We start from the raw sequence: 23,760 nt of genomic DNA on the forward strand, positions 1-23,760 counted from the left end.
TCACGCAACACGTGGAGGGTTTTTTATTTTCTTTGCTTGTACCACAAACTTTACGGGCAAATCAGCTGCTGCACGGAAACATACTAACTGGAAGCCGCATAACCGACTGATTGGACAAAGCCAAAACATCCAAATATGAAAATAATAGATCTGTCAGCCGCATAGCCTGCCAAATCCGCATTAAAAGCACTAACTTCCAATCTCTTCGCGCAGCATTTCAAGTTCCAGCCATTCTTCTTCCTTCTGCTGCAAAGAAGTGCGCTTTTCAGCAATAAGGCCGGACAGCTGCGAAAACCGTTTTTCATTTTTCATATAAAGATCAGGATCGGCAAATTCCTGCTCAAGCTTGACAATATCGTTTTCAAGGGCCTCCATCTCGCGTGGCAGATTTTCAAGCGCATATTTCTGTTTGAAAGAAAGTTTCCGTTTTTCTTCCCGCAATGGCTGGCCATTCGATTTTGTCGAAGCAACCTGTTTCTTTTCTGTTTGCGTCTGTTTCAGTGCGAGTTCTGCACCTTTACGCTGTGCCAACATATCATTATAGCCGCCTGCATATTCAAGCCATAATCCATGACTCTGTGGCGCAATAATACTCGTCACGGTACGATCAAGAAAATCACGATCATGGCTGACCAATATCACAGTCCCAGGAAAACCGGCGACCAATTCCTGCAAAAGATCTAGCGTCTCCATATCCAAATCATTGGTCGGCTCATCAAGAATCAATAAATTGGCAGGACGTGCCAGAACACGCGCCAGCATCAGTCGCGCCCGCTCTCCGCCCGACAATTCACGAATAGGCGTCCGCGCCTGCTCGGGTGAAAAAAGAAAATCCTTCATATAGGAAACAACATGGCGCTCTTCGCCATTAACGACAACACTGTCACCACGTCCATCTGTGAGGTAATGGGATAGCGATTCATCAAGATCAAGCGAACGTTTCTGATCCAATGTCGCAATTTCAAGGTTGACGCCAAGTCGGATCGTACCCGAATCAGGTTTGATTACACCAATCAGCATATTAAGAAGCGTAGTCTTGCCAATGCCATTAGGACCGACCAGGCCAATTCTGTCGCCACGCTGGATTCGGGTTGAAAAATTATCAATCAGGACATGCCCGTCATATGCTTTGGATATGTTCTTGGCTTCAATAACCAGCTTGCCGGATTCCTGCGCCTGGCTGGCTTCCAGAACAGCACTGCCCTGCGGCCCGCGATAATCACGTTGCTTTTGCCGTAAATCTGCAAGTTCGCCAAGACGGCGCACATTACGTTTACGCCGTGCCGTCACACCATAGCGCAACCAATGCTCCTCACGCACAATCTGACGGGCGAGTTTATGCTGCTCACGTTCCTCTTCTTCCAATACCTTGTCGCGCCACTCTTCAAACGCGCCAAAGCCTTTATCCAACAACCGTGTTTCACCACGATCAAGCCATAAGGTCGAACGTGAAATATTTTCCAAAAACCGGCGGTCGTGAGAAATCAGTACAATAGACGAACGACTCTGATATAATTCACTTTCAAGCCATTCGATGGTTGTCAGATCAAGATGATTTGTCGGCTCATCCAGCAGTAGAATATCAGGTTGCGGCGCAATAACCCGTGCCAAAGCAGCCCGTCTTGCTTCTCCACCCGACAGATTGACCGGATTGCGCTCACCTTTCAAACCGAGATGATCCAACAGATAACTGACACGATGCTGCTCGTCAGCAGGCCCTAGCCCTGCTGCCACATAGGCTTCAACCGTATCATAGCCCTCCCAGTCCGGCACTTGCGGCAAATAACGGATGGTCGCGGTTGGATGGCGAAAAACATTTCCCGATGTCGGCTCAATCAGACCGGCAGCGATTTTAAGCAATGTCGACTTGCCAGAACCGTTACGTCCGATCAAGGCCAAACGATCTCCTGCACTTACAGAAAGATTGGCATCTGCCAACAAAGGCGTACCACCAAATGTCAGTGCAATATTATCCAATCGCAAAAGGGGCGGACCCGCCATTATCTATTTCCATATCCATCAAACTGCCATGCTTTTGCGCGACAATTTCATGCCTGTCAAATACGGATTGCTAAAAATAAAAAAAGACGGCCCTCTCGGCCGTCTTTTCTCTTGTTAGAAATATTATATCTTAATTGCATGGCGCATCATAAATGCGTCCATATGCATCACGATAGTTGCAATATTGGACTCCATTACGCTTAGTCGTAGCACCCACCAGCGTACCGGCAGCCGCACCAATAGCAGCACCAGCCAAAGCGCCTTTACCGCTTCCTTTGATCGCACCACCAGCCAAAGCACCCAATGCGGCACCGCCAACACCATAACCGGCCGTACGTTGTTCATTAGCTGTACATGCAACAGAAGCAAAACCCATCATCGATACGAGGGTAACCGCAATCATCTTTTTCAACATCTTCAAAACCTCTCCTCAGACGTTTATTTCAATCACTCTGCCAAACAATTAGGGCTAAACAAAGACTAAATAGCCTGAAATGATGACAATCTGCCCCATCATAAACATCAAGAGATGAACAACACTTTATCATGATATTCATATTGAGTTCAGCATAACTACATAATCATCCCTGAGGACAGGCTATCAATATTCCATTACCTGAACGCAACCTCACACATAAAGTTCCACGAACATGGTTGGAAAGCGTCAAACTGGCACCAAACGGCACGGCATGGTCATTTAATGTCCATTGCGCACCCTCAATCGTCAATCCATCAAGATATCCAAAACCGATTATACTAAACAGACAAGAATCAGGCAGATCAAAGCAAGACTGCCCCGGATTAATCGGCCACCCCTCCTGATTGCCACTGGTCATGAAAACAGCAATACCCTGATGTGAAAGTTGGGCCATCTTGGTCATTAAAGCCATCATATGATCGGCACGACTTCCACCAAAAGCACCGCAAAAAATTATTTCACGCGCCCCACGACGCAAAGCTTCATTAATTGCCAACTCACCATCAGTCATATCCTTGGCCGCAGGAAAAGTCATTCGTTCTACATTCTGATATTGTTGCTGCATTTCTTCATTGGCAGAATCAAAGTCACCTACCCATAATTCGGGTATAATCTCCAAGGCCTGTGCATGCTTCATACCGGAATCAGCCGCAATCGCGCGTGCGCCACTCAATTGACGGCGCAGTCTGGTGCCAACGACAAGGTCTCCCCCCAATAAAATAACAAATTTTGACAAAACCACCCCCTATATTCCAGTTTATTCTTTCACAGATCGCTTCCTATATGTAACAGGTGATAAAAAATATGATACTCGTCCTTGAAAAAGACAGATATTTTTAGTGTGAATCATAAATATTGATTGGCTTTTTGTAAAATATGATCAATGAACTGAAAAACATCCATGATGAAAATATGCAGGTTCAAAAAATTGACCACAAAGAAAACGGCAACCAATGACAGAAAACACAGATTTGGCGCTATTATAGCAGCGGCCAGCCTGACACTTGGTTTGTCAGCCTGCAATATTATCGACATCAACCAACCTGATGGTGGCTTACGTCCATCCAAAGACCCCATAACCGTCGACAAGGTTGCCCGTGACGATGCCATGGCAAAATTGGGCGCAGCACAGCATCCGCGTATTCTGGAAACCTATGGTGGTGAATATAAAGATGCACGGCTGGAGCGCATGGTGGCAAAAATTGTCGGCAAGCTGACGGCAGTTTCCGAAAATCCTAACCAGACCTACCGCATCACCATTCTAGACTCTCCCAACATCAATGCTTTTGCTTTACCCGGCGGCTACGTCTATATCACCCGCGGTCTACTTGCACTTGCCAATGATTCATCCGAAGTTGCCGCTGTTCTTGCCCATGAAATGGCACATGTTACCGCCAATCACGGTATTTTACGCCAGCAAAAAGAACAGGAAGTGGCAATCGCCAACCGTGTCATTTCAGAAGTTCTAGTCAATAAATCCTTCGAACAGGAAGCAACAATCCGCGGGAAGCTACGGCTGGCACAATTTTCGCGTAATCAGGAATTGCAAGCTGATGCCATCGGCATCAAAATGCTGGGTGATGCTGGTTATGATCCATTTGCCTCACCACGCTTTTTACAATCAATGGAGGCCTATTCAGCCTTTAGAAATGTTTCCGGTGCCACAGATGCCACACTTGATTTTCTGGCCAGTCACCCGGCTACCCCGCAGCGTATACAGCTGGCCATCGGCCACGCCCGTAAGGTCGGTGCACCCGGTGTTGGAACAACAGACAGAGCAGCTTTTCTTAATGGCATTGATGGCTTGATCTTTGGCGATACTGCCGATGAAGGATATGTACGCGGCAACCAGTTCATCCATCCCAAGCTGGCAATCAGTTTTGCCGTACCCAACGGCTTTACAATTGATAATTCAACCGATGCGGTCATTGCCAGTGGACCGGATGATATTGCCATTCGCTTTGACGGCATCGCCATGCCTAGTGGTTTTTCAGCCAGTGATTATATCCAAAGTGGCTGGGTCAGCGGACTTGATCGCGCCAGTGTAACACCCCTCACCATCAATGGCCAACCAGCAGCACGGGCCCGTGCAACAAGCGACCGGTGGCAATTTGATGTCGTCGTGATCGTGGTCAAGGATCGTGTCTACCGCTTTTTGACGGCAGCGCCCAAAAATTCGACAAACCTTACGAATATTGCCAATGCAACAGTTGCCAGCTTCAAAACCCTTTCATCGCGAGAAGTCTCAGCCTTGAAACCATTACGTATCCGTGTTCAGATCGTACAGGCCGGACAGACAGTTGCTAGCCTTGCTGCCAAAATGCAAGGTACGAAAAATAAGGAAAAGCTTTTCCGCATCATTAATGCCTTGTCAGCGGGTGATGTTGTTTCTGCAGGCGATCGCGTCAAAATCATTATGGAATAAGAGGTCAATAAGCCCATTCTTCCTTGCCCGTCAGTGAAACTGTCAACCAACGATCCGGCCCGGCATCACCGATAGCATTACCTATTTCTTCCCTGATCTTGTCTATAAAACCGACATCCTTGATCGGATATTGTGGCGGAAGAATAAAATGAATTTCAATCATCGTCGAACGACCAACTTTTGCCGTGTAAGTTTGAGCACTTAAAAAACCATAGCGCTCAACAACATCGTCAACAACCTGACTAACAAGCGCGTCAAGGTCCACCGGTGTCAACATCAAAATACCATATAGAGCATTCTTGACTGTCTTAAAGGGAACCGGTGCCATACAAATGGCAATCAAACCAAGAATAGCAGGGTCAATATAGGATAATAACCAGTCATATCGAGTATTGCTGAGCATCAGGCCAAACAGAAAAGCCAATAAAAGCGCAAAACTGATAGAGCCGGAAATGATCCACCCTTTGGCATCAAAGGCCAAAAAATCCGACTTGATTGTACGGTTTTTACGGATTTCATAAATTGCAAGGCCATAGCAAAATATCACAGCAAAAATCGCAAAGAAAAGCGCCGCACCAAAATCTGGCCTATGTCCACCACGCATTATCGTATTGATGGCATCAAAAAGACCATAAATAACCGCAATAGATAAAGAAAGACCATTAATAGCCAATAACATCGGTTCAAGATGCCACAGTCCATATTGAAACTTGGCCGTAAAACCGGGGGCTTTCAATCTATGGCGGTTGGCATCAAGATAGATAAGACGGGCCACAAAAAGAGCGGCAACACTGAAAACTCCATCAATAATGGAATACATACCGTCAAATAGGATCGACGATGAACCGGTAAAAATACCGGTTGCTACGGCAACAACAGCCAATACAACAGTCAAACCGATGGAAAGCTTTAAAACAGACTGTTCCTGCGCTGCGTGTAAATCATATTCATGCAATTTCAATCTCCTTACCAGCAACTTATAAAGAACACTGCTAATAAAGTAAAAGACGCATCATCATGCGCCTTTTGCATGCCGTATTTTTTATCTACCGGAAGATGACGATCTATTATGAGTTAAAATCGAACCCAAGAACCATCCGTAATTTCTGCATGGCGCGCACCTCGATCTGCCGCACTCTTTCTTTTGATATACCCATTGTCTCGCCCAAAGCTTCTAATGTACTACCTTCTTCATTCAACCGCCGTTCACGGATAATTTGAAGCTCACGTTCGTTCAGAACGCGCAAGGCTTTATCAAGCCATTCCATCCGACGGGCACCATCAATCTGGTCCGCCACAATCTCATCCTGCAAAGGACTATCGTCCACCAGCATATCCATGCGTGTTGCCGAGTTTTCATCATCTTCATTCAATGCTGCACTGAGTGAATTATCAGATGCACTGAAACGATGATCCATCGTCTCTACATCCTTGATTGAAACGCCAACTTCGGTTGCAATCGCTTCCATAATAGCAGCTTTACTCATGTCAATATTTTCTGCCGCAAGTTGTGCCCGCAAACGCCGCAGATTAAAAAACAACGCCTTTTGTGCAGAACTTGTTCCACCACGGACAATTGACCAATTACGCAATATATAATCCTGAATAGATGCCCTGATCCACCACGTTGCATAAGTTGAAAAACGGACATCACGGCTCGGCTCGAAACGGGCTGCAGCATCAAGAAGACCGACATAACCTTCCTGAACAAGATCTGCCATCGGCAGATTATAGCGCTTAAATTTAGAGGCAATTGAAATCACTAGACGCATGTGAGCCGCAGCAATTTTATGCATGGCACGGTCATCGCCATCATGACGCCAGCGTATTGCCAATTCATGTTCTTCACTCCTTTCAAGATAAGGAGCTGTCATGGCACTACGCACAATATTACGGGCCAATGCGCCTTCTGGCATACCCGTATAAGAACCTGATTTATTAATATAGCCCACGCTTGTTTGCATCTTAACCTCTTATTTGCATACCGCCCACAGCGGTTATTCATTTCTGACTGTATCAAAAACGTACAAAGTCGGATTTTGTTCCAAAGATGCGATTAGATATAAAAATAACCCGTCATGCATTATGACGATGCATATAAAGCTACAAAAGAAAAAAGGCCGCAGAACCCTGCAGCCTTTTTTAAAAATAACGAAAAAAGCAATCAAGCGACTGCGATTTCACCGTCACCAGAATCAGCTTCCTCAGCCTCAGCCTTGGCACCGCGTTTAGGGCTTTTTGCCAAATTGGTTTCAATGAGGCGAACCGCTTCGGTCCCAGACAACTTGTTTACAGCCGAAACTTCACGCGCCATACGATCAAGAGCCGCTTCATAAAGCTGACGTTCCGAATAAGATTGCTCAGGCTGGTTCTCAGCACGGAACAAATCACGCACCACTTCAGCAATCGCAATAAGATCGCCGGAATTGATCTTTGAATCATATTCCTGCGCACGACGCGACCACATGGTACGCTTGATACGGGCACGTCCTTGCAATACTTTCAAGGCACGGTCGATAAAATCGGTTTCAGATAACTTACGCATGCCGATTGACAATGCTTTTGCAACTGGCACCTTTACATGCATCTTGTCTTTTTCAAAATGGATAACAAAAAGTTCAAGCTTGTGCCCTGCAACTTCCTGTTCTTCGATAGCGATAATCTGGCCGACACCATGAGCAGGATACACAATGTGTTCCTGAGCCTTAAACCCATGACGCGCCGGATTTTTCTTCACTTGGGATGACATATTCAACTAACTCCCTTTGCTTCCAACGTTTGTTGGAAACATCTGGTAAATACCCCGAAGGGTTAGAAAACCGATAAACTGGTCATATATAGATAGAACAGTTGATAAAATCACGCCGCTAACAAAATGCCACGTTTACTTCGTTTACACACAACAAAACCCTGCCAAATGATATCATCCGGCTTTTCAAAAGGGTTATAGAGTGAAAACCACCTTCCAGTGATAAAAGACCTAAAACGCAAAACATCCAGTCATCGGCTGAACGTTTTTACTCTATCACAAACCGTTAATAAGATCAACAATAATCCCGCAAACCCTTTGTTACCAGTAACTTTCAATCGCCGTTGCCGGGCTTTTCCGAAAAATACTGCAGCTTATCCGGCACGCCGTCCATTTCTTCAGCTTCCGACAATTGGTCTTTTTTAATTGTAATGTTAGGCCATTTCGACGCATATTCAGCATTCAGCTCCAGCCATTTGTCCAGCCCCGGTTCGGTATCCGGTTTAATCGCTTCTGCTGGACATTCAGGCTCACACACACCACAGTCAATGCACTCATCCGGATGGATGACAAGCATATTCTCGCCTTCATAAAAACAGTCGACAGGACAGACTTCAACACAATCGGTATATTTGCAACGAATGCAATTATCAGTCACTACATAGGTCATGAACTTCACTCCAGTTTGACGCTCAGAATATTTCAATATCAAGCAGAAATGAAAACACTCTGATTTTTGTTTGGAATATTGTTACAGCCTGCGGGTGTTTCCACCTTTAAAGCTGCGATATTCCAGCGCAATCCGGTTGAAAGCCTGTCACACTTTGCAAGCACGGGATCATATTTACAAAACAGAATTATCGTTTTTTATCGATTGTTTCAAGACGGGATTTACCTATCAATCACAATCCGCCTTTCAAACGGGCCAACTGGCGACGTTCCTTTTTGTTGGGACGTACAGAAAACGGTACATTGGCCATTTTCAATGAGGAATATTCCTGCGGAGGTGTGAGATCCTCGTAAAGGCTTTGTGCTTCAGTAGCCGGACCGCGGCGGGTACCCAGCGCAACCACCCGATAAATGAGAACACGATGAAAATGGGTAATTGTGAGAACATCACCCATCTTGATTGCTGTCGATGCCTTACCCACCTTTTCCCGATTGAGCCTGACATGCCCCCCTTCTGCCAATGCGGCAGCCAATGAACGTGATTTAACGACACGAGCAAAAAACAGCCACTTATCAAGCCGCTGTTTTAACGCCTTTTCCTCGCTCATTTTTTGAGCTGGTCACGCAAGCCTGCAAGTTTGGCAAATGGAGAATTGGGATCAAGCGGTTTATCCTGATCGCGTTTCTTATCCTTGAAAGCAGCTTGGCCTTTTGGTTTATGCCGATTCTCGCCATGCGGTTTACGTGGCCGATCCTGTCTTTCACCCTGTGCACGTTTATTATTATGCTGACGCTTGTCACCATGGGCACGTTTTGCCCGTTGGTCTTGACGCCCCTGATAGCGCCACAAGAAAACCGGCTGGTCTTCCTGCTCCGTTGCATCACCCACGCTATTTTCTGTCGTATTATCAACATCAGAAACAACAGAAGCGGCAGCATTTTGAGCCTGCTCTTCCCAACAATCCCCGACAGGTTCTGCTGCATGGATAGCGCCACTGCTTACATGAGAATCATTTCCATTGTCCAGTTCGGCAAGCTTTGCAACCAGCACCTTGGCATCAATCTGTTCATGACGATAACCGAGGCTTTTAAGAATTTCTTCCATGTCATCGGCTGTCGCACCAAGAATAGACATCATAGCCGGCGTTACAATAAATTGGCGGCCGTCAAAAGCGCCTTCTGGACGCACACCATCACCTGGCTTCCACGAAAGGGCCGGACGGATCAAATCAGCCAGACGTTCCAATATATCAATACGCACAGCACGATGGCCCAAAATACGATAACCGGCCAATTCATAAAACTTCGGATCAAAAGCTGAATCAACAACAACCGAAGTACGGCCCGCTGCCAACACTTGAATCACATCACCATAACCGGGACGGTCACGCCCGTCATTTTTCAATGCCCATAGCAAGGTAATCGCTTGGGCCGGAGCAGGCTTGATCATCATCGGCATAAAAATATGGAATGCCCCAAAACGTACCCCTAGACGGCGTAGCGCAGCTCGAGAAATCTGGTCAAGATTTTTAATTTCCTCGGCCACCTGACGACGGGCAAGATGCCCCAGCCCTTCAACCAGTTGGAAAGCGATACCGCGTGTCAAACCGGTCAGTGCATCAGCATTCAAAAGATCAAATAGCGGCTTCAAGGCCGTTTCAAAATGGAACGCGACAAATCTTTCAATCCGGCCGCTTACCTGTTCACGTGCCGGGCCGGTCAATTGTTCATCGGCGAGCAATATGACACGGGGTTTAAGAAGCTCGTCACCCGCCTGCAACGACGCAACCGGCTGGCCTATCCAGCGAATAATACCATCGCTGCCGATAGCCAGATCACCATTAGCACAAGCACCCAGACGCGCTGCACGAGCCTCAAATTCAGATGCCAACGCTTTCGCGGCAGCACCACGTACTGCCTTGGCATCCATGCCCTCCCCTCCAACATCAGGAGAAAACCGGAAACCATCCAGTTTCCCAACATGGTGGCCTTCCACCAATACATCACCATTTTGTGCTATTTCGGCATCCATCATCACATTCTCTTTAAGCCGTCTCATTAATACGCTTGTTCTGCGATCTACAAAGCGTTTCGTCAACCTCTCATGTAGCGCATCTGACAATCTATCTTCAATTTGTCGCGTCTTTTCTTGCCAGTGTTGCGGATCGGTCAGCCATCCAGGCCGATGGGAAACATAAGTCCATGTTCGAATTTGTGCAATACGATGGGATAAAGTATCAATATCGCCGTCGATACGATCAGCCTGCGCCACCTGTTCAGCCATATAATTTTCATTAACACTGCCGCGCTTGACAAGATCGGTAAAAATCGATGCGATAATGTCAGCATGCTGCGCCGGTGCAATTTTGCGATAATCAGGAAGCGCACAAACATCCCACAACAAGGCAACATGATCGCGGCTGTCCGCCAATTTCGAAATCGTATAATCTGTTGACAAAAACTCCAACGCCTGCGCATCCGTTGCTGGGAGTGCCCGTGCCAACCCCTCTATAGGAGCCGGCATTTCAAGCGATTGCTTTAATTGGGCAATCGATGAAAAGTCAAAATTGACGCTACGCCATTGCAGCACCCGTACCGGATCAAACTGATGGGCTTCAATCCGCTCGACTAAATCAGCCTCCAGCGGTGATACCCTACCGGTTACACCAAATGTACCATCGCGTGTATAGCGGCCTGCACGCCCTGCAATCTGGGCCAATTCTGCCGGATTAAGATCCCGGAACTGATAACCGTCAAATTTGCGCGTCTGGGCAAAAGCGACATGATCGACATCAAGATTAAGCCCCATGCCGATCGCGTCAGTTGCCACCAGAAAATCGACATCACCCGATTGATAGAGTGCCACTTGTGCATTACGGGTGCGCGGACTAAGCGCCCCCATAACAATCGCTGCGCCGCCGCGCTGCCTGCGAATCAGCTCGCCAATTGCGTAAACCTCATCGGCAGAAAAGGCGACAATGGCAGAACGGCTTGGCAATCGAGTAATTTTTTTTGAACCGACATAAAGAAGCTGCGAAAAACGTGGACGACCGACCACCGTTAGCCCCGGCAACAGCTTTTTTAAAACACCTTCCATTGTCGCCGCGCCCAAAAGCATGGTTTCCTGACGACCACGTAAATGCAAAATACGATCGGTAAAAATATGTCCACGTTCAAGATCACCCGCAAGCTGCACTTCGTCAATCGCGACAAAAGCAGCCTTTGTCTCGCGCGGTAAAGCCTCAACTGTACAAACGGCATAACGGGCAGTCGGCGGCGTGATTTTTTCTTCACCCGTTATCAAAGACACCTGATGAGAACCAATTTTTTCGCTAATACGATTATAAACCTCACGGGCAAGAAGACGCAGCGGCAAGCCGATCATACCGCTTTCATGCGCCAACATGCGCTCAATCGCAAGATGCGTCTTGCCGGTATTGGTCGGCCCCAATACAGCCGTTACATCGCGCCCGGAAAAAATAAGCGGGCCACGCCCCATGAAAAACTCCGTAAAAACCAGACGCCTTGCATATATGAGGACATGGCCCCACCGCAAGAGTAACACATTGTTAACCATAAAAATTAAGCTTTAGAACGGGAAGGGAACGAATCAGCGACGAATCACTGACATCGCCATGTTCTCTTTTTGTTTTTACCAGATAAAGCTTTTTAATGAAGAAGCATGACAACATATAGAATCACAAAACATCATTTCGCACATTTTCAAGCCAGATGCGTTAACTTTTGTAGCAAGCTTCAAGCACATCGTTTCCGATTCGCCATATAAAAGTTAATTCCACTTGAAAGTCTTAAAAAAAAATAAATAAAACCAAATAATTATGGTGTTATTTCTTAACATTCAGAACAGCTACAGAACGAATCGGCGACGAATCATTGACATCGCCATGTTCCTATTATGTTCACACAAGATATTGGGAGTAATTGTAGCGACAGATACTAAAGTAGAACAATCTGCCCTTCGAAAATCCACAATATGAATGTTTAATGGTTAACAATAGTGATGAATATCGGGTAAATAGACAAAAAATAAAATTAATAATTCATTCTGACGAGATAAATTATTCAATGCCTTTGTAATGCATCGGCAATCCACGGAATAAAACATAATCGAATCCAATAGCCGATTACCTTGATCACGCATGCCCATAATGAGCAACAGGCAATAAAAAAACCGGCCAGAGGCCGGTCTTTTAAAATAGAACAGATTGATAAAATCAGTCTTTCGGTGTCAAAACCTGACGGCCACGATACATACCGGTCTTCAGATCGATATGGTGCGGACGGCGCAATTCACCGGAATTTTTGTCTTCAATATAGGTCGGTGCTTTCAACGCATCGGCCGAACGGCGCATGCCGCGCTTCGAAGGGGATGTTTTACGTTTAGGTACAGCCATGGAAATACGCTCCAAATTCACTTTAATCTATCTGATACCACATGCCAAAAGCCGTCTGACCAGACAAATTGTGGATTGTTTGGGGTGCCTATACACTGATCTAAAGCATTTGACCAGTCTTAAAACGTATTTTTTACAACTCATATCAAAGAAGCAAAGCCTAACGTACACATTGTGTATAGGCACCAGAACGATATGTACGCGCTTCAACAAGACGTGCAAGCTGCGAAAGGCGCCTGCTAGGCCGTGCCGGATTACGCACATACGGATTGGGCAATGCAACAGCAAGATAGGCGGCCTGACGCGCCGAAATATTCTTGGCCGGACGTTTGAAATAATATTGGCTGGCTGCTTCCACCCCATAGATACCGGGACCCCATTCAGCAATATTAAGATAAATCTCCAAAATACGATCTTTCGGAAGAATTGTATCGGCAATCACCGCATAGGGAATTTCAAAACCTTTACGTAAATAAGATCGGTCATGCCATAAAAACAAATTTTTGACGGTCTGCATCGTAATCGTCGATGCACCACGCGATGGTCCACCCTCACGCGTAATAACCGAATGGAGCGCATTCCAGTCCACACCGTTATGAACACAAAATCGTCCGTCTTCCGACATCATAACCGCATATTTCAGTTGTGGCGATATATCTTCAAGTGCTACCCAGTGGCGCTTGAAGTCACGCAGTGCCACACTATCCTTGATCATCAAGGTTGAAACCGGATGGATAAATGGCAGCCGGTAAAGAAGCAACATAACAACCGGAAAAAGCAGTAGAAAAAGCGCAATATAAAAAACAAGGCGCAAGACCCCGCGCCATTTTTGCTCATTTAAATTGTGCCGCGTCAGCACGCTCACATTCTACCTCGCTTTGATCATCCGCATATATAACCGGAATAGCTGCATATACCCTTGTTAACAGCTATCGTTGCTACAGCAAAGAGTTGACGACTCCGATTGATTGGTTCATGTCGTTATAAACCAAAGGAATGCTTTTATGGATACCTTCAATACAACTTTGAACCATCATGCAGAAAAAATTGGCAAAGTTTTGGAAACAATGCTGCAACAGCGCACTTTGTCAGGAGAAATTTTACGTCCCGACACTCTGATGCAGGCTATCCGCCATGGTGTATTGAATGGTGGAAAACGTCTTCGCCCCTTTCTGGTAATGGAAAGCGCTGCACTTTTTGACGCGGACAAGGATGCCGCCATGCGTGTTGCCGCAGCCCTTGAATGCATCCATTGCTATTCACTTATCCATGATGATCTTCCAGCCATGGATGATGATGATTTGCGCCGTGGCAAACCCACCGTCCACAAAGCTTTTGATGAAGCCACAGCCATTCTGGCAGGAGACGCATTACTAACTTTTGCTTTCGACATTATCGCTGCCGATGAAACCGATCTGAAGGCCGAGATCAAGGTTAGACTTATCCGCGCGCTTGCACGCGCTTCGGGCATGGGCGGCATGGTTGGCGGACAGGCCCTTGATCTACAGGCTGAAACACAAAAACCCGATGAAGAAGACATTATCGCTCTTCAATCCATGAAAACCGGTGCGCTCATCCGTTTTGCCGTTGAGGCCGGTGCCATTATCGGCAATGCCACATCCGATGATCGTACCCGACTGGCAGAATTCGGCGCTGCTATCGGTCTGGCATTCCAGCTTGCTGACGATCTGCTGGACCTGACAGCCGATACAAAAGTACTGGGTAAAACGGCCGGCAAAGACATTGCTGCCGGCAAGGCAACCCTTGTCGCACTTCACGGCATCGACTGGACAAAGCAACAGCTTGATGGCTTGATCGCCCAAGCCGAAGAATTACTCGCCCCTTTCGGGCAAAAAGCAAACACCCTCAAACAGGCAGCGCATTTCATCGCAGCACGACAGAACTGACATGACAAAAGTACGTATGGATATCGCTATTGCAGGGATGGGAATCGGGGGATTGGCCTTGGCCAATTTTCTGATCCGTCAGGGCCACCGCATTGTCCTTTACGACCAAATGCCCAAGCCCGGCCCGGTCGGATCGGGCTTTGTTCTGCAACCGACAGGGTTGATCGTTCTTGACCAATTGGGATTACGCGATGCAGCTGAAGCACGCGGCCAACGTATTGACCGTATGCTTGGCAAGCTATCCAAGAATGACAAGACTGTATTGGATGTCGGTTATCGCGAGGGTGATTATGGTATTGCCATTATTCGCTGGGCACTTTTTGATATTTTATACCGCTCGGCCGCCAATGCCGGTGTCGGCATTGCCACCCGCCACAAAATTACCGCCATCGAATTGAGCGAACAACAACGCTTTATCTATGAAAATGGTGATAAAAGTCCGAAATTTGATCTATTGATTGACGCAATGGGTGCCCGTTCCCCTCTACGCAAAGTTAAAGGCAAAGAACTTGATTATGGTGCTCTCTGGGTCAATCTACCATGGCATGACAATATTGGTTTTGAGCGTACAACGCTAGAACAACGTTACGAAAAAGCTTCCTGCATGATCGGTGTCCTGCCGCTTGGCAAAGCCGGGCCCGAGCTTGACCCCATGACCACTTTTTTCTGGTCGATAAAACATCAAGATGTCAACCAATGGCGCCAGCAAGGATTGGCGAAATGGGTTGATGAAGTCTGCGCTCACTGGCCGCAAGTTGCGCCATTTCTAGCCAATATTGAAAATCACGCTGATGCATTTGTCCATGCCAATTATCGCCATCATACCCATATTCAGCCAACAATGCGGGGGTTCACGCGGTTAGGCGATGCCTATCACGCTACAAGCCCGCAATTGGGGCAAGGTGCCAATATGGCACTGCTTGATGCCCTAGCCTTATCACAGGCGCTGGCCAAAAATACTGATCTTGATGCCGCGCTTAAAAGTTATGTCAGCCGCCGGCGCCTGCACCTGCTTTTCTACCAAACGCTCAGTTACTATCTGACACCCTTCTACCAATCGGACAACCGAATATTACCGTTCTTGCGTGATTATCTCATTGCGCCCACATTGCGCCGCCGCGGCCTTGTCCATGCCATGGTGGCCGGCATGGTCACCGGACAATTGTTCAACCCCATCAAACGCGCCATGCGCTAACGGACCTAATCCGCCCAAGTTAATGTGGTTCCATCATGGATAATATTATATCGGGTACGCTCAAACAGATCGGCGTCAGAATAAAAGCAAGATAGATATGCTGCGCAAAATATTGCGTTTGGTCAATGGCCATCCCTTCCAAAACGCTTTTCAATATAATCGGCAACCATCAATTCAAATTCAGCCGCGATGTTGTCACCACGCAACGTCTTGACCTTTTCACCATCAATAAAGACAGGCGCTGCCGGTGTTTCACCGGTGCCGGGCAATGAAATGCCGATATCGGCATGTTTTGATTCACCCGGCCCGTTGACGATACAACCCATCACCGCCACATTCAAAGCCTCGACACCGGGATATTTTTCCCGCCAGATCGGCATATTCTTGCGGATATCACTCTGGATTTTTTCCGCCAGTTCCTGAAACACGGTCGACGTGGTGCGTCCACAACCAGGACAAGCAGCAACAATCGGAATGAATTGTCGAAAACCCATAACCTGCAAAAGCTCTTGGGAAACCTGCACCTCTCTTGTGCGGTCACCTCCCGGCTCAGGTGTTAATGATATACGGATTGTATCACCAATACCCTGCTGCAATAAAATGCCCATAGCAGCAGATGACGCTACAATACCCTTGGTCCCCATACCGGCTTCGGTAAGCCCCAAATGCAACGCATGATCACAGCGCTCTGCCAACATAGTATAGACTGCGACAAGATCCTGCACCTGTGAAACCTTGGCCGACAAAATGATATGATCACGCGGCAGACCGATTTCTTCGGCCAATTCCGCTGACAGGAGTGCCGATTGAACGACTGCCTCGCGTGTTACTTCTTCAGCAGATAACGGCCCACCCTTGGCCGCATTGTCATCCATCAATCTTGTTAGCAATTCCTGATCAAGCGAACCCCAATTGACACCAATCCGTACCGGCTTGTCATAGCGAATAGCCATTTCGACAATATCGGCAAATTGCTTGTCGCGCTTGTCACGAAAACCGACATTGCCGGGATTGATACGATATTTTGCCAAAGCTTCGGCACATGAGGGATGATCAGCCAATAATTTATGCCCGATATAATGGAAATCACCGATCAACGGCACATCCACACCCAACCGGTCAAGCCGTTCACGGATTTTGGCAACAGCCGCTGCAGATTCATCACGATCAACGGTGATGCGCACCAGCTCCGAACCTGCTTTCGCCAGATCAGCCACCTGTTTGACTGTTGAATCAATATCTGCCGTATCGGTATTGGTCATAGATTGAACCACAACCGGATGATCCCCACCTACAGTAACATTGCCGACAGAAACGGCAACTGAGCGACGTCTTGCAAAAGGTTTGGAATAATAAGCACTCATCTCATTCAGGCCTGTTTGAAACTTTGAATTTCTTATAGTGGCATAAAACCGTTTTGTCCTTTAATATTATTTTATGACACAGCCAAAACAAATCTCAGTCTTCATTATCTTACTTCTGTGCATCTTACCCTCTTTGACAACAGCACAAAACAACAGCTTGAGATTCAAACCCGGACTATACAAAGTCAGTAATCTTCAAGGGGATGGCAAACTGTTCTATTTCAATAGGGAAAAAGATAATGAAGCAGAACATATGATCTGTTTTAAAGATCATATGTTCTGCAGCAAAGGGGCCTTGCCAAATGTGGCTTCAACAACCTCAAGGATCGCCTAGAAAAATCAGTCGATAACAATATTATCCGCAAAATCAACCTGCATATTGATTGTGCCAACGGCAGTAACAGCACCAATACCATTGTCAGTGACAAATCAGGACAAATCAAGGTGACCACAAAAGGCAATCTGGAACAATATCCCTATCATCTGTCTTTTAACCTTGAATATACTGGGCGCTGTAAATGAGCTAATCTTTCTAGATCAGCGATTCACGTGAAACGCCATTTAAAGGGAACCTTTTGTCTGGTAGATTTATCCCCCCATGACACTTTGAAAACAAAGGAAAAACAAGGTATAATCAATGATAAAGCAAGCGTCATCAGTGCCGCTGCCGCCACGCTGACCAACCATTTCTTATTCATATCCTCTGCTGCCCTTACATAAAATATGCAAGATTATATGAGGGTAAAATCTTCTGACCGCTCTTTGATTATTTCTTTTTTCGCCATGATAATGGCGATGATTTTTCATAAAGCCAGCTATATTGGCGTATCATCTGTCTCGTACGGGTATATTGAAAGCCAAGAGCTGCAAAAATCAGCAGCACGCCAAGGTCAATCGCATAGAAATGGACCGATAACAATGTACCGTTAAAAGGCGGAATAAAATGAATAAACCGCACCGCACAAGCCAATGGCACCATATAAAGCAAAGTAACACCAAGAGACCGCCATGTCAGCGCACAGGCACGACCCGTCATCCATGCTGCCCATCCGCCTAATACACAAGTCACAACAATAAAAACCCAGAAAGATGATTCTTCATAAAGGATACCCTGCATGATCTTCTCCTTTAACAACGCTGCAGCCCCGTCCTCTTGCTTGACGGTCTAACAACGTGACATCCTAGTGTCGGCCGCCTTCGAGATAAGCCGCACGTACATCCGGATTTTCCAATAATTCACGACCCGAACCGCTCATTGTTATCACACCGTTGACCATAACATAGCCGCGGTGTGCCAACTTCAAGGCACCAAAAGCATTCTGTTCAACCAGAAACACCGTTAAACCTGTCTCACGATTCAAGTCACTGATGGCACTGAAAATCTGTTTGACAATCAAAGGTGCCAATCCAAGAGATGGCTCGTCCAACATCAACAACCGCGGGCGCGCCATCAAGGCACGCGCAATAGCCAACATCTGCTGTTCACCGCCCGACAAAGTGCCCCCGCGTTGATGGATTCGTTCTTTCAACCGCGGAAAAAGATCAAAAATACGTTCTACATCCGTATTAAAATATTTAAGATGATCAAGACTTGCACCCATCTGCAGATTTTCAAGCACACTCATGCGCGGAAAAATCCGTCGTCCTTCCGGCGACTGTGCAATACGTAAACGGGCAATCTCATGACTGGCCATCTGGGTAATATCCTGCCCGTCAAAAATAATGCGTCCGCTCGAGGCCCGAGGCTTGCCAAAAATGGTCATCATCAAGGTCGATTTACCGGCACCATTGGCACCGATCAATGTTACGATCTCACCTTGGCGCACCTCGATATCCACGCCACGCAAAGCCTGGATAGAACCATAAAACGTCTCGACCTTTTCAACCGAGAGAAGCGTTTTATTCTGATCGCTCATTAACGCTCCTCCTTCTTGATTTTTGCTTTGCTGGCAGCCGGTTTCTTGGCTCCTGACGTCTTCTTAGCAACCGTCTTTCCAGTTTTAGGCTTTGCCTTGACCATGCTATCATCCAATTGCGCCAATTCATCATCATCAACGCCCAGATAAGCGGCAATCACTTTGGGATCATTTTGTACCTCTTGCGGCGTGCCGTCAGAAATTTTTGACCCATATTCAAGTACAATTACATGATCGGAAATTTCCATAACAACGGACATATCATGCTCAATCAGCAAAATAGAGGTCTTTTCCTTATCCCGTATATGCAGAAGCAACTCATTCAGCTCGAGAGATTCCTTCGGATTCAAACCGGCGGCCGGTTCATCAAGACATAAAAGCTCCGGCTCGGTACACATAGCGCGGGCAATTTCTAAACGGCGCTGATCACCATAAGGAAGGTCGCCTGCCGGATCATCAGCACGATCAATAAGATCAATCTTTTCCAGCCAATAGCGCGCTTTTTCAATAGCCTCTTGGGCTGCCTGCTTATAACCAGGGAAACCAAGCAACCCAAGAATAGTATAACCGGATGCACGCATCAGACTATTATGCTGGGCAACCAAAAGATTTTCTAAAACGGTAAGGCCGGTAAATAAACGGATATTTTGAAATGTTCGTGCAATCTTCGCTATCTTATTAATCCGAAAATCACTCAACCGTTCCAGATAAATCATCTTATCATTTTTCAGATGAAGCGACAGCATACCGCCAGTTGGCCGATAAAAACCGGTAATACAATTGAAAACCGTTGTCTTGCCCGCTCCATTAGGGCCAATCAATGCGGTAATCTTGCCCCGCTTAACATTAAAACTCAGATCATCAACAGCAACCAAACCGCCAAATTGCATCCGCAAATGTTCAATCTCTAGGAGGATATCAGGCGTACCCATCAACCATGCCCCTCCTTGGTAAAATCCGCAGAAACACTTTTACGTTCTTTCAAGAAAGCACTGGGTGCACGTGTACCGACAAAACCGCGCGGCTTCAAAATCATGGCACACACCATTACCAAACCGAACCACAACATACGATATTGCTGGGGATCAAAATCCATGCCGAAAATCATTTGTAAATTCGGTATATTACGCAAGGCTTCCATACCCCCGATCATAACAACAGCCGCAAGGGCAATTCCGCCAAGTGAACCCATGCCGCCCAGAACAACAATCGCTAGAATAATTGCGCTTTCATCAAAAACAAAACTGGTATAATCGGCCCGCCCTTGACGCGCACCGAAAAAAGCACCGGCCAACCCACCAAACAGTGCACCTATTGAAAAGGCCGTCAGCTTGGTTGTGACCGTATTAATACCCAGCGAGCGACACGCAATTTCATCTTCACGCAAAGCTTCCCATGCACGACCAATCGGCATGCGGCGAAGACGAATAATAACCCATGCCGTAAGAGCCACCATAATAAGGATCACATAATAAAGAAATATCTTATAATGCGCCGCTTGAAACGTCAGACCAAAAGTATCGGCAAAAGAACCTTCCCCACGTGTGAAAGGCAGGCCGAAAAAGGTCGCTTTTTGTACCGATAATCCGTTTGTGCCACCGGTAACAGACGTCCAATTCTGCAAAACAGTCCGGATAATTTCGCCAAAAGCCAATGTGACAATAGCCAGATAGTCACCACGCAACCGCAAAACCGGAAACCCCAGCACAATCCCCCAAAGACAGGCAAAAATACCGGCCAAAGGCAGACATAACCAGAAAGAAAAACCAAAATGGGTGCCAAGAAGTGCAACTGTATAAGAGCCTACAGCATAAAAAGCGACATACCCCAAATCAAGCAGACCAGCGAGTCCGACAACAATATTAAGCCCCCATGCCAGCATGACATAAATCAATATCTGGATTGCGTAATTATCAATCCACTTTTGCGACTGGGCCATATTGTCAACGAGTACATTCAACACAAATAGCGGATAGATAAAAAGAAGGGCAAGAATGAAACCGGGCGCATACTTATTGATAACCGGAGAAATCTCCTTCACCGTCTCTTTAATTGACCTACGAAGGCCGTCTACATAAAACAAAATCAAACTCGCAGCCAAAGCTGCAACCAATATCACACCAAAAATGGTCAACTGACGCACCTGTTCGGAAGCGTTATAATCCGTTCCTCCCATATGCTCGATATGATAAATCCAAGCCCGATAAGCGACAAAGAGGATTGAGGCTGGAAAAAGTGCCATAACCGCTCCACGCATACCGCCGCCAAACAAGCGCCAGATAAAACGGCCAACACCGGCAATCAAAACATAATTGGCCAAATATCCCAATTGCGGCATCAAGACCATCTGGTTACGCAAGTTAAGATCTGCGCGAAATCCGACAATGAAGAGAAATAGCAAAAAAGTAATCGCTGCTACGACCACACCCTCTTTAAGTGCAAGAACGACATTACTTTCTAAGCGTGACGTCTGTGTGTTCATATTGGTCTCTGTCACGGCTACACCTTTTCCACTTCAGGCCGACCTAGAATACCCGAAGGCATAAAGATCAGCACGATCGCAAGAATAGAAAAAACAGCGACATCTTTATATTCAGCTGGAAAATAGGTCTGCCACATAGCCTCTGTAAGGCCGATCAACAAACCGCCAAGCATAGCACCGGGTAACGAACCGATACCACCAAGCACCGCAGCCGTAAAAGCCTTAATGCCGGGAATAAGACCGTCAGAAAAATGGATTTGTCCATAATTGACCAAATAAAGTGTGCCGGCGATGGCAGCAAGTGAGCCCCCCATAATAAAGGTAATTGCAATAGTCCGGTCTACATTAATACCGAGAAGCGATGCCATTTTGGCATCTTGCTCAACAGCCCTCTGGGCCCGACCAAGTGATGTCTTGCTGACAAGATAGGAAAAAATAATCAATAAGACAGTCGTTGTCACCACGACGAGAACATGCTTGTTGAGAACAAGAACATCCGTACCCGAAATGGTAAAACCACCTGAGACCAACTCGGGAATAGGTTTATTGCGAGGCCCTTGTTGAACCTGAACAAAGTTACGCAGCACAAATGACATACCAATTGCAGTGATCAATGGAGCCAACCGAAAAGAACCACGTAAAGGCCGATAAGCGATCCGCTCAATCATCCAGCTCCACACCGATGTAAATATCATCGACACCAGCAGCATAATCAAAAGCGCCAATGCAACAGGTACAGCGGCTGGGAGGGTTAACAGCATGATCAGCACAATCATGGCAATAAATCCACCAATCATGAAAACATCACCATGCGCAAAATTGATCATGCCAAGAATACCGTAAACCATTGTATAACCAATGGCGATAAGGCCGTAGATAGCGCCAAGCGCCAAGCCGTTAATAAATTGCTGGAGAAAATATTCCATTCAATCTTCACCCTCTTTTATACACTGGTTTAACCGGCTTTAAAAAAAGCCTAGCAATATGCGCACATTTATTGCAACGAGAATTTATAGCCCCCATCAAGAATCGCCTATTCTTTTTGCGGAAAAATGCTCTGCCTAAATAATATGCCTTATTCGCTTTTATTGAAATACAAGCAAAACAATTTACTATGCAACAGAATTTTACTTTGCCGTATCAACATGGGTAACGACCGACATGCCGGGTATCAAAAGTGCCGTTGCCTCCTGTCCGGGATCAATTTCAATCCGTACAGGAATACGCTGGGCCACCTTTGTAAAGTTGCCGGTTGCATTATCCGGCTTCAATACTGAAAATTCCGACCCTGCTGCCGGAGAAAAACGAACAACCTTGCCGGTCATTTTCAAACCGTTAAGCGCATCAACGGAAAACTTGACCGGCTGTCCAACTTTCATTCTTGCCAATTGTGTTTCTTTATAATTGGCAACAATCCACACTTCATCGGGAACAACAGCCAGCAATTGTGTTCCAACAGAAACATATTGACCAAATTTGGCCCCCACTTCACCGACGCGGCCATTGCGAGGGGCGTAAATCTTTGTATGGTCCAGATCAATCTGCGCCAATTCAACAGCGGCTTGCGCACTTTCCACATCGGCCTTCAAGCCTTCGCGGTCGACAATTATTTTTTTCAATGCCTGATTTTTTACATCCAACGCAGCGGCCGTCTGTTCAAGATCGGCACGTGCCGAATCCTCATCGCTTTGAGATGATACACCTCGCCGCGTCAACGGTTCGATCCGCTTCCAGTTAAGTTCGGCTTTGTGATAGGCGGCTTCTGCCGAGCGTATATCAGCTTTTGCCGATTCTTCCTGCTGGAACGAGCTTTGCAAAGCAGCTTTCTTCGTATCAAGCGTTGCCTCGGCCTGATCGAGCTTCTGTTTGAATATATGATCATCAATCTGGATTAAAAGTTGTCCTTCTTTGACGTGTTCATAATCTTTTATGTTAACCTGCGCGATATTGCCGGCAACCTGTGGGCTGAGTATGGTGACAAAACCTTTGACATAGGCGTTATCCGTTGTCTGCACACTGCTAATAAAAGGGGGCAACTGCCAGGCCCAAAGAATAAGCAATATACCTGCCAAACCAGCAACTACAGACACAGTTGTCGATTTTGATCTTAAATATTTTATCATTTTAAAGTCTCAACAACATTTCTAATCATACATTCA

General features: G+C 46.5%; 20 protein-coding genes and 2 pseudogenes. 3 read left to right on the plus strand and 19 right to left on the minus strand.

All coding sequences use genetic code 11. The features are described 5' to 3' along the window. Positions 1–189: 189 nt before the first annotated feature. The 4 genes and pseudogenes from ACYZ97_RS10045 to ACYZ97_RS10060 form a co-directional block, all read right to left on the minus strand. Positions 190–375 (minus strand): hypothetical protein, encoded by a 186-nt coding sequence (locus ACYZ97_RS10045; protein WP_473300680.1) that lies wholly within the window; start codon positions 373–375, stop codon positions 190–192. A 125-nt stretch (positions 376–500) separates the two neighbouring features. Beyond that, positions 501–2,001, minus strand: a pseudogene (locus tag ACYZ97_RS10050) (ABC-F family ATP-binding cassette domain-containing protein); the annotation flags it as partial. A 130-nt stretch (positions 2,002–2,131) separates the two neighbouring features. After that, positions 2,132–2,416 carry a glycine zipper 2TM domain-containing protein gene (locus ACYZ97_RS10055; protein ID WP_473298560.1) on the minus strand — a complete coding sequence of 95 codons (285 nt, stop codon included), beginning with the start codon at positions 2,414–2,416 and terminating at the stop codon, positions 2,132–2,134. Between the two features lie 166 nt (positions 2,417–2,582). Next, positions 2,583–3,215 (minus strand): thiamine diphosphokinase, encoded by a 633-nt coding sequence (locus ACYZ97_RS10060; RefSeq protein WP_473298562.1) that lies wholly within the window; start codon positions 3,213–3,215, stop codon positions 2,583–2,585. A 168-nt stretch (positions 3,216–3,383) separates the two neighbouring features. Here ACYZ97_RS10060 and ACYZ97_RS10065 point away from each other — a divergent pair, with 168 nt between their 5' ends. Next, the gene (locus tag ACYZ97_RS10065) at positions 3,384–4,904 is read left to right on the plus strand and encodes a M48 family metalloprotease (RefSeq protein ID WP_473300681.1); all 1,521 of its coding nucleotides are present in this window, start codon (positions 3,384–3,386) and stop codon (positions 4,902–4,904) included. A gap of 4 nt (positions 4,905–4,908) precedes the next feature. Here ACYZ97_RS10065 and ACYZ97_RS10070 read toward each other — a convergent pair whose 3' ends face one another. The 8 genes from ACYZ97_RS10070 to mtgA form a co-directional block, all read right to left on the minus strand. After that, positions 4,909–5,859, minus strand: a complete 951-nt coding sequence (locus ACYZ97_RS10070; protein ID WP_473298564.1) for a cation diffusion facilitator family transporter — start codon at positions 5,857–5,859, stop codon at positions 4,909–4,911. A gap of 112 nt (positions 5,860–5,971) precedes the next feature. Continuing rightward, positions 5,972–6,868 (minus strand): RNA polymerase factor sigma-32, encoded by an 897-nt coding sequence (locus tag ACYZ97_RS10075; RefSeq protein ID WP_473298566.1) that lies wholly within the window; start codon positions 6,866–6,868, stop codon positions 5,972–5,974. 200 nt (positions 6,869–7,068) lie between these two features. Continuing rightward, positions 7,069–7,653 carry a CarD family transcriptional regulator gene (locus ACYZ97_RS10080; RefSeq protein WP_473298568.1) on the minus strand — a complete coding sequence of 195 codons (585 nt, stop codon included), beginning with the start codon at positions 7,651–7,653 and terminating at the stop codon, positions 7,069–7,071. Positions 7,654–7,987: 334 nt separating this feature from the next. Next, complete coding sequence (gene fdxA / locus ACYZ97_RS10085) at positions 7,988–8,323, minus strand: ferredoxin FdxA (protein ID WP_473298570.1); 336 nt, start codon at positions 8,321–8,323, stop codon at positions 7,988–7,990. A 232-nt stretch (positions 8,324–8,555) separates the two neighbouring features. Beyond that, positions 8,556–8,930 (minus strand): RNA-binding S4 domain-containing protein, encoded by a 375-nt coding sequence (locus ACYZ97_RS10090; protein WP_473298572.1) that lies wholly within the window; start codon positions 8,928–8,930, stop codon positions 8,556–8,558. Continuing rightward, a complete protein-coding gene (locus ACYZ97_RS10095) occupies positions 8,927–11,821 on the minus strand; it encodes a helicase-related protein (protein ID WP_473298574.1) in 2,895 nt (964 codons plus the stop codon). The genes ACYZ97_RS10090 and ACYZ97_RS10095 overlap by 4 nt, the downstream gene beginning before the upstream one ends. Positions 11,822–12,557: 736 nt before the next feature. Further along, complete coding sequence (gene rpmF, locus ACYZ97_RS10100) at positions 12,558–12,737, minus strand: 50S ribosomal protein L32 (protein WP_461721346.1); 180 nt, start codon at positions 12,735–12,737, stop codon at positions 12,558–12,560. Between the two features lie 160 nt (positions 12,738–12,897). Next, positions 12,898–13,551 carry a monofunctional biosynthetic peptidoglycan transglycosylase gene (mtgA, locus tag ACYZ97_RS10105; protein WP_473298576.1) on the minus strand — a complete coding sequence of 218 codons (654 nt, stop codon included), beginning with the start codon at positions 13,549–13,551 and terminating at the stop codon, positions 12,898–12,900. A 190-nt stretch (positions 13,552–13,741) separates the two neighbouring features. On the opposite strand from mtgA, the gene ACYZ97_RS10110 reads away from it, so the two are divergent. Continuing rightward, a complete protein-coding gene (locus tag ACYZ97_RS10110) occupies positions 13,742–14,644 on the plus strand; it encodes a polyprenyl synthetase family protein (protein WP_473298578.1) in 903 nt (300 codons plus the stop codon). Between the two features lies 1 nt (position 14,645). Next, on the plus strand, positions 14,646–15,839 hold the full coding sequence (locus ACYZ97_RS10115) for an FAD-dependent oxidoreductase (RefSeq protein ID WP_473298580.1): 1,194 nt from the start codon (positions 14,646–14,648) through the stop codon (positions 15,837–15,839). A 122-nt stretch (positions 15,840–15,961) separates the two neighbouring features. Here the strand turns inward: ACYZ97_RS10115 and ispG are convergent, their stop codons facing one another. The 7 genes and pseudogenes from ispG to ACYZ97_RS10150 form a co-directional block, all read right to left on the minus strand. Beyond that, positions 15,962–17,203 (minus strand): flavodoxin-dependent (E)-4-hydroxy-3-methylbut-2-enyl-diphosphate synthase, encoded by a 1,242-nt coding sequence (gene ispG / locus ACYZ97_RS10120; RefSeq protein ID WP_473298582.1) that lies wholly within the window; start codon positions 17,201–17,203, stop codon positions 15,962–15,964. Between the two features lie 766 nt (positions 17,204–17,969). Beyond that, the gene (locus ACYZ97_RS10125) at positions 17,970–18,320 is read right to left on the minus strand and encodes a DUF6867 family protein (RefSeq protein WP_473298584.1); all 351 of its coding nucleotides are present in this window, start codon (positions 18,318–18,320) and stop codon (positions 17,970–17,972) included. A gap of 64 nt (positions 18,321–18,384) precedes the next feature. Next, the gene (locus ACYZ97_RS10130) at positions 18,385–19,119 is read right to left on the minus strand and encodes an ABC transporter ATP-binding protein (RefSeq protein ID WP_473298586.1); all 735 of its coding nucleotides are present in this window, start codon (positions 19,117–19,119) and stop codon (positions 18,385–18,387) included. 113 nt (positions 19,120–19,232) lie between these two features. Further along, positions 19,233–20,051: pseudogene (locus tag ACYZ97_RS10135) on the minus strand (ABC transporter ATP-binding protein); the annotation flags it as partial. Then, positions 20,051–21,601: a high-affinity branched-chain amino acid ABC transporter permease LivM gene (gene livM, locus ACYZ97_RS10140; RefSeq protein WP_473300682.1), complete on the minus strand. Its 1,551-nt coding sequence runs from the start codon at positions 21,599–21,601 to the stop codon at positions 20,051–20,053. The gene livM and the pseudogene ACYZ97_RS10135, both read right to left, overlap by 1 nt. 17 nt (positions 21,602–21,618) lie before the next feature. Beyond that, positions 21,619–22,527: a branched-chain amino acid ABC transporter permease gene (locus ACYZ97_RS10145; protein ID WP_473298588.1), complete on the minus strand. Its 909-nt coding sequence runs from the start codon at positions 22,525–22,527 to the stop codon at positions 21,619–21,621. Between the two features lie 201 nt (positions 22,528–22,728). Next, on the minus strand, positions 22,729–23,724 hold the full coding sequence (locus tag ACYZ97_RS10150) for an HlyD family secretion protein (protein WP_473298590.1): 996 nt from the start codon (positions 23,722–23,724) through the stop codon (positions 22,729–22,731). Positions 23,725–23,760 lie beyond the last annotated feature (36 nt).

Source organism: Bartonella sp. bp_1, from assembly GCF_055808085.1.

Coding starts and splice junctions, on each gene's coding strand:
- ACYZ97_RS10095 (WP_473298574.1), bottom strand. CDS start 11,821: ATGGGGCGTGGCCCGCTTATTTTTTCCGGGCGCGATGTAACGGCTGTA.
- ACYZ97_RS10115 (WP_473298580.1), top strand. CDS start 14,646: ATGACAAAAGTACGTATGGATATCGCTATTGCAGGGATGGGAATCGGG.
- ACYZ97_RS10065 (WP_473300681.1), top strand. CDS start 3,384: ATGAAAATATGCAGGTTCAAAAAATTGACCACAAAGAAAACGGCAACC.
- fdxA (WP_473298570.1), bottom strand. CDS start 8,323: ATGACCTATGTAGTGACTGATAATTGCATTCGTTGCAAATATACCGAT.
- ACYZ97_RS10125 (WP_473298584.1), bottom strand. CDS start 18,320: ATGCAGGGTATCCTTTATGAAGAATCATCTTTCTGGGTTTTTATTGTT.
- ACYZ97_RS10055 (WP_473298560.1), bottom strand. CDS start 2,416: ATGTTGAAAAAGATGATTGCGGTTACCCTCGTATCGATGATGGGTTTT.
- ACYZ97_RS10090 (WP_473298572.1), bottom strand. CDS start 8,930: ATGAGCGAGGAAAAGGCGTTAAAACAGCGGCTTGATAAGTGGCTGTTT.
- ACYZ97_RS10045 (WP_473300680.1), bottom strand. CDS start 375: ATGGAGGCCCTTGAAAACGATATTGTCAAGCTTGAGCAGGAATTTGCC.
- livM (WP_473300682.1), bottom strand. CDS start 21,601: ATGAACACACAGACGTCACGCTTAGAAAGTAATGTCGTTCTTGCACTT.
- ACYZ97_RS10145 (WP_473298588.1), bottom strand. CDS start 22,527: ATGGAATATTTTCTCCAGCAATTTATTAACGGCTTGGCGCTTGGCGCT.
- ACYZ97_RS10110 (WP_473298578.1), top strand. CDS start 13,742: ATGGATACCTTCAATACAACTTTGAACCATCATGCAGAAAAAATTGGC.
- rpmF (WP_461721346.1), bottom strand. CDS start 12,737: ATGGCTGTACCTAAACGTAAAACATCCCCTTCGAAGCGCGGCATGCGC.
- ACYZ97_RS10150 (WP_473298590.1), bottom strand. CDS start 23,724: ATGATAAAATATTTAAGATCAAAATCGACAACTGTGTCTGTAGTTGCT.
- ACYZ97_RS10080 (WP_473298568.1), bottom strand. CDS start 7,653: ATGTCATCCCAAGTGAAGAAAAATCCGGCGCGTCATGGGTTTAAGGCT.
- ACYZ97_RS10130 (WP_473298586.1), bottom strand. CDS start 19,119: ATGAGCGATCAGAATAAAACGCTTCTCTCGGTTGAAAAGGTCGAGACG.
- ACYZ97_RS10075 (WP_473298566.1), bottom strand. CDS start 6,868: ATGCAAACAAGCGTGGGCTATATTAATAAATCAGGTTCTTATACGGGT.
- ispG (WP_473298582.1), bottom strand. CDS start 17,203: ATGAGTGCTTATTATTCCAAACCTTTTGCAAGACGTCGCTCAGTTGCC.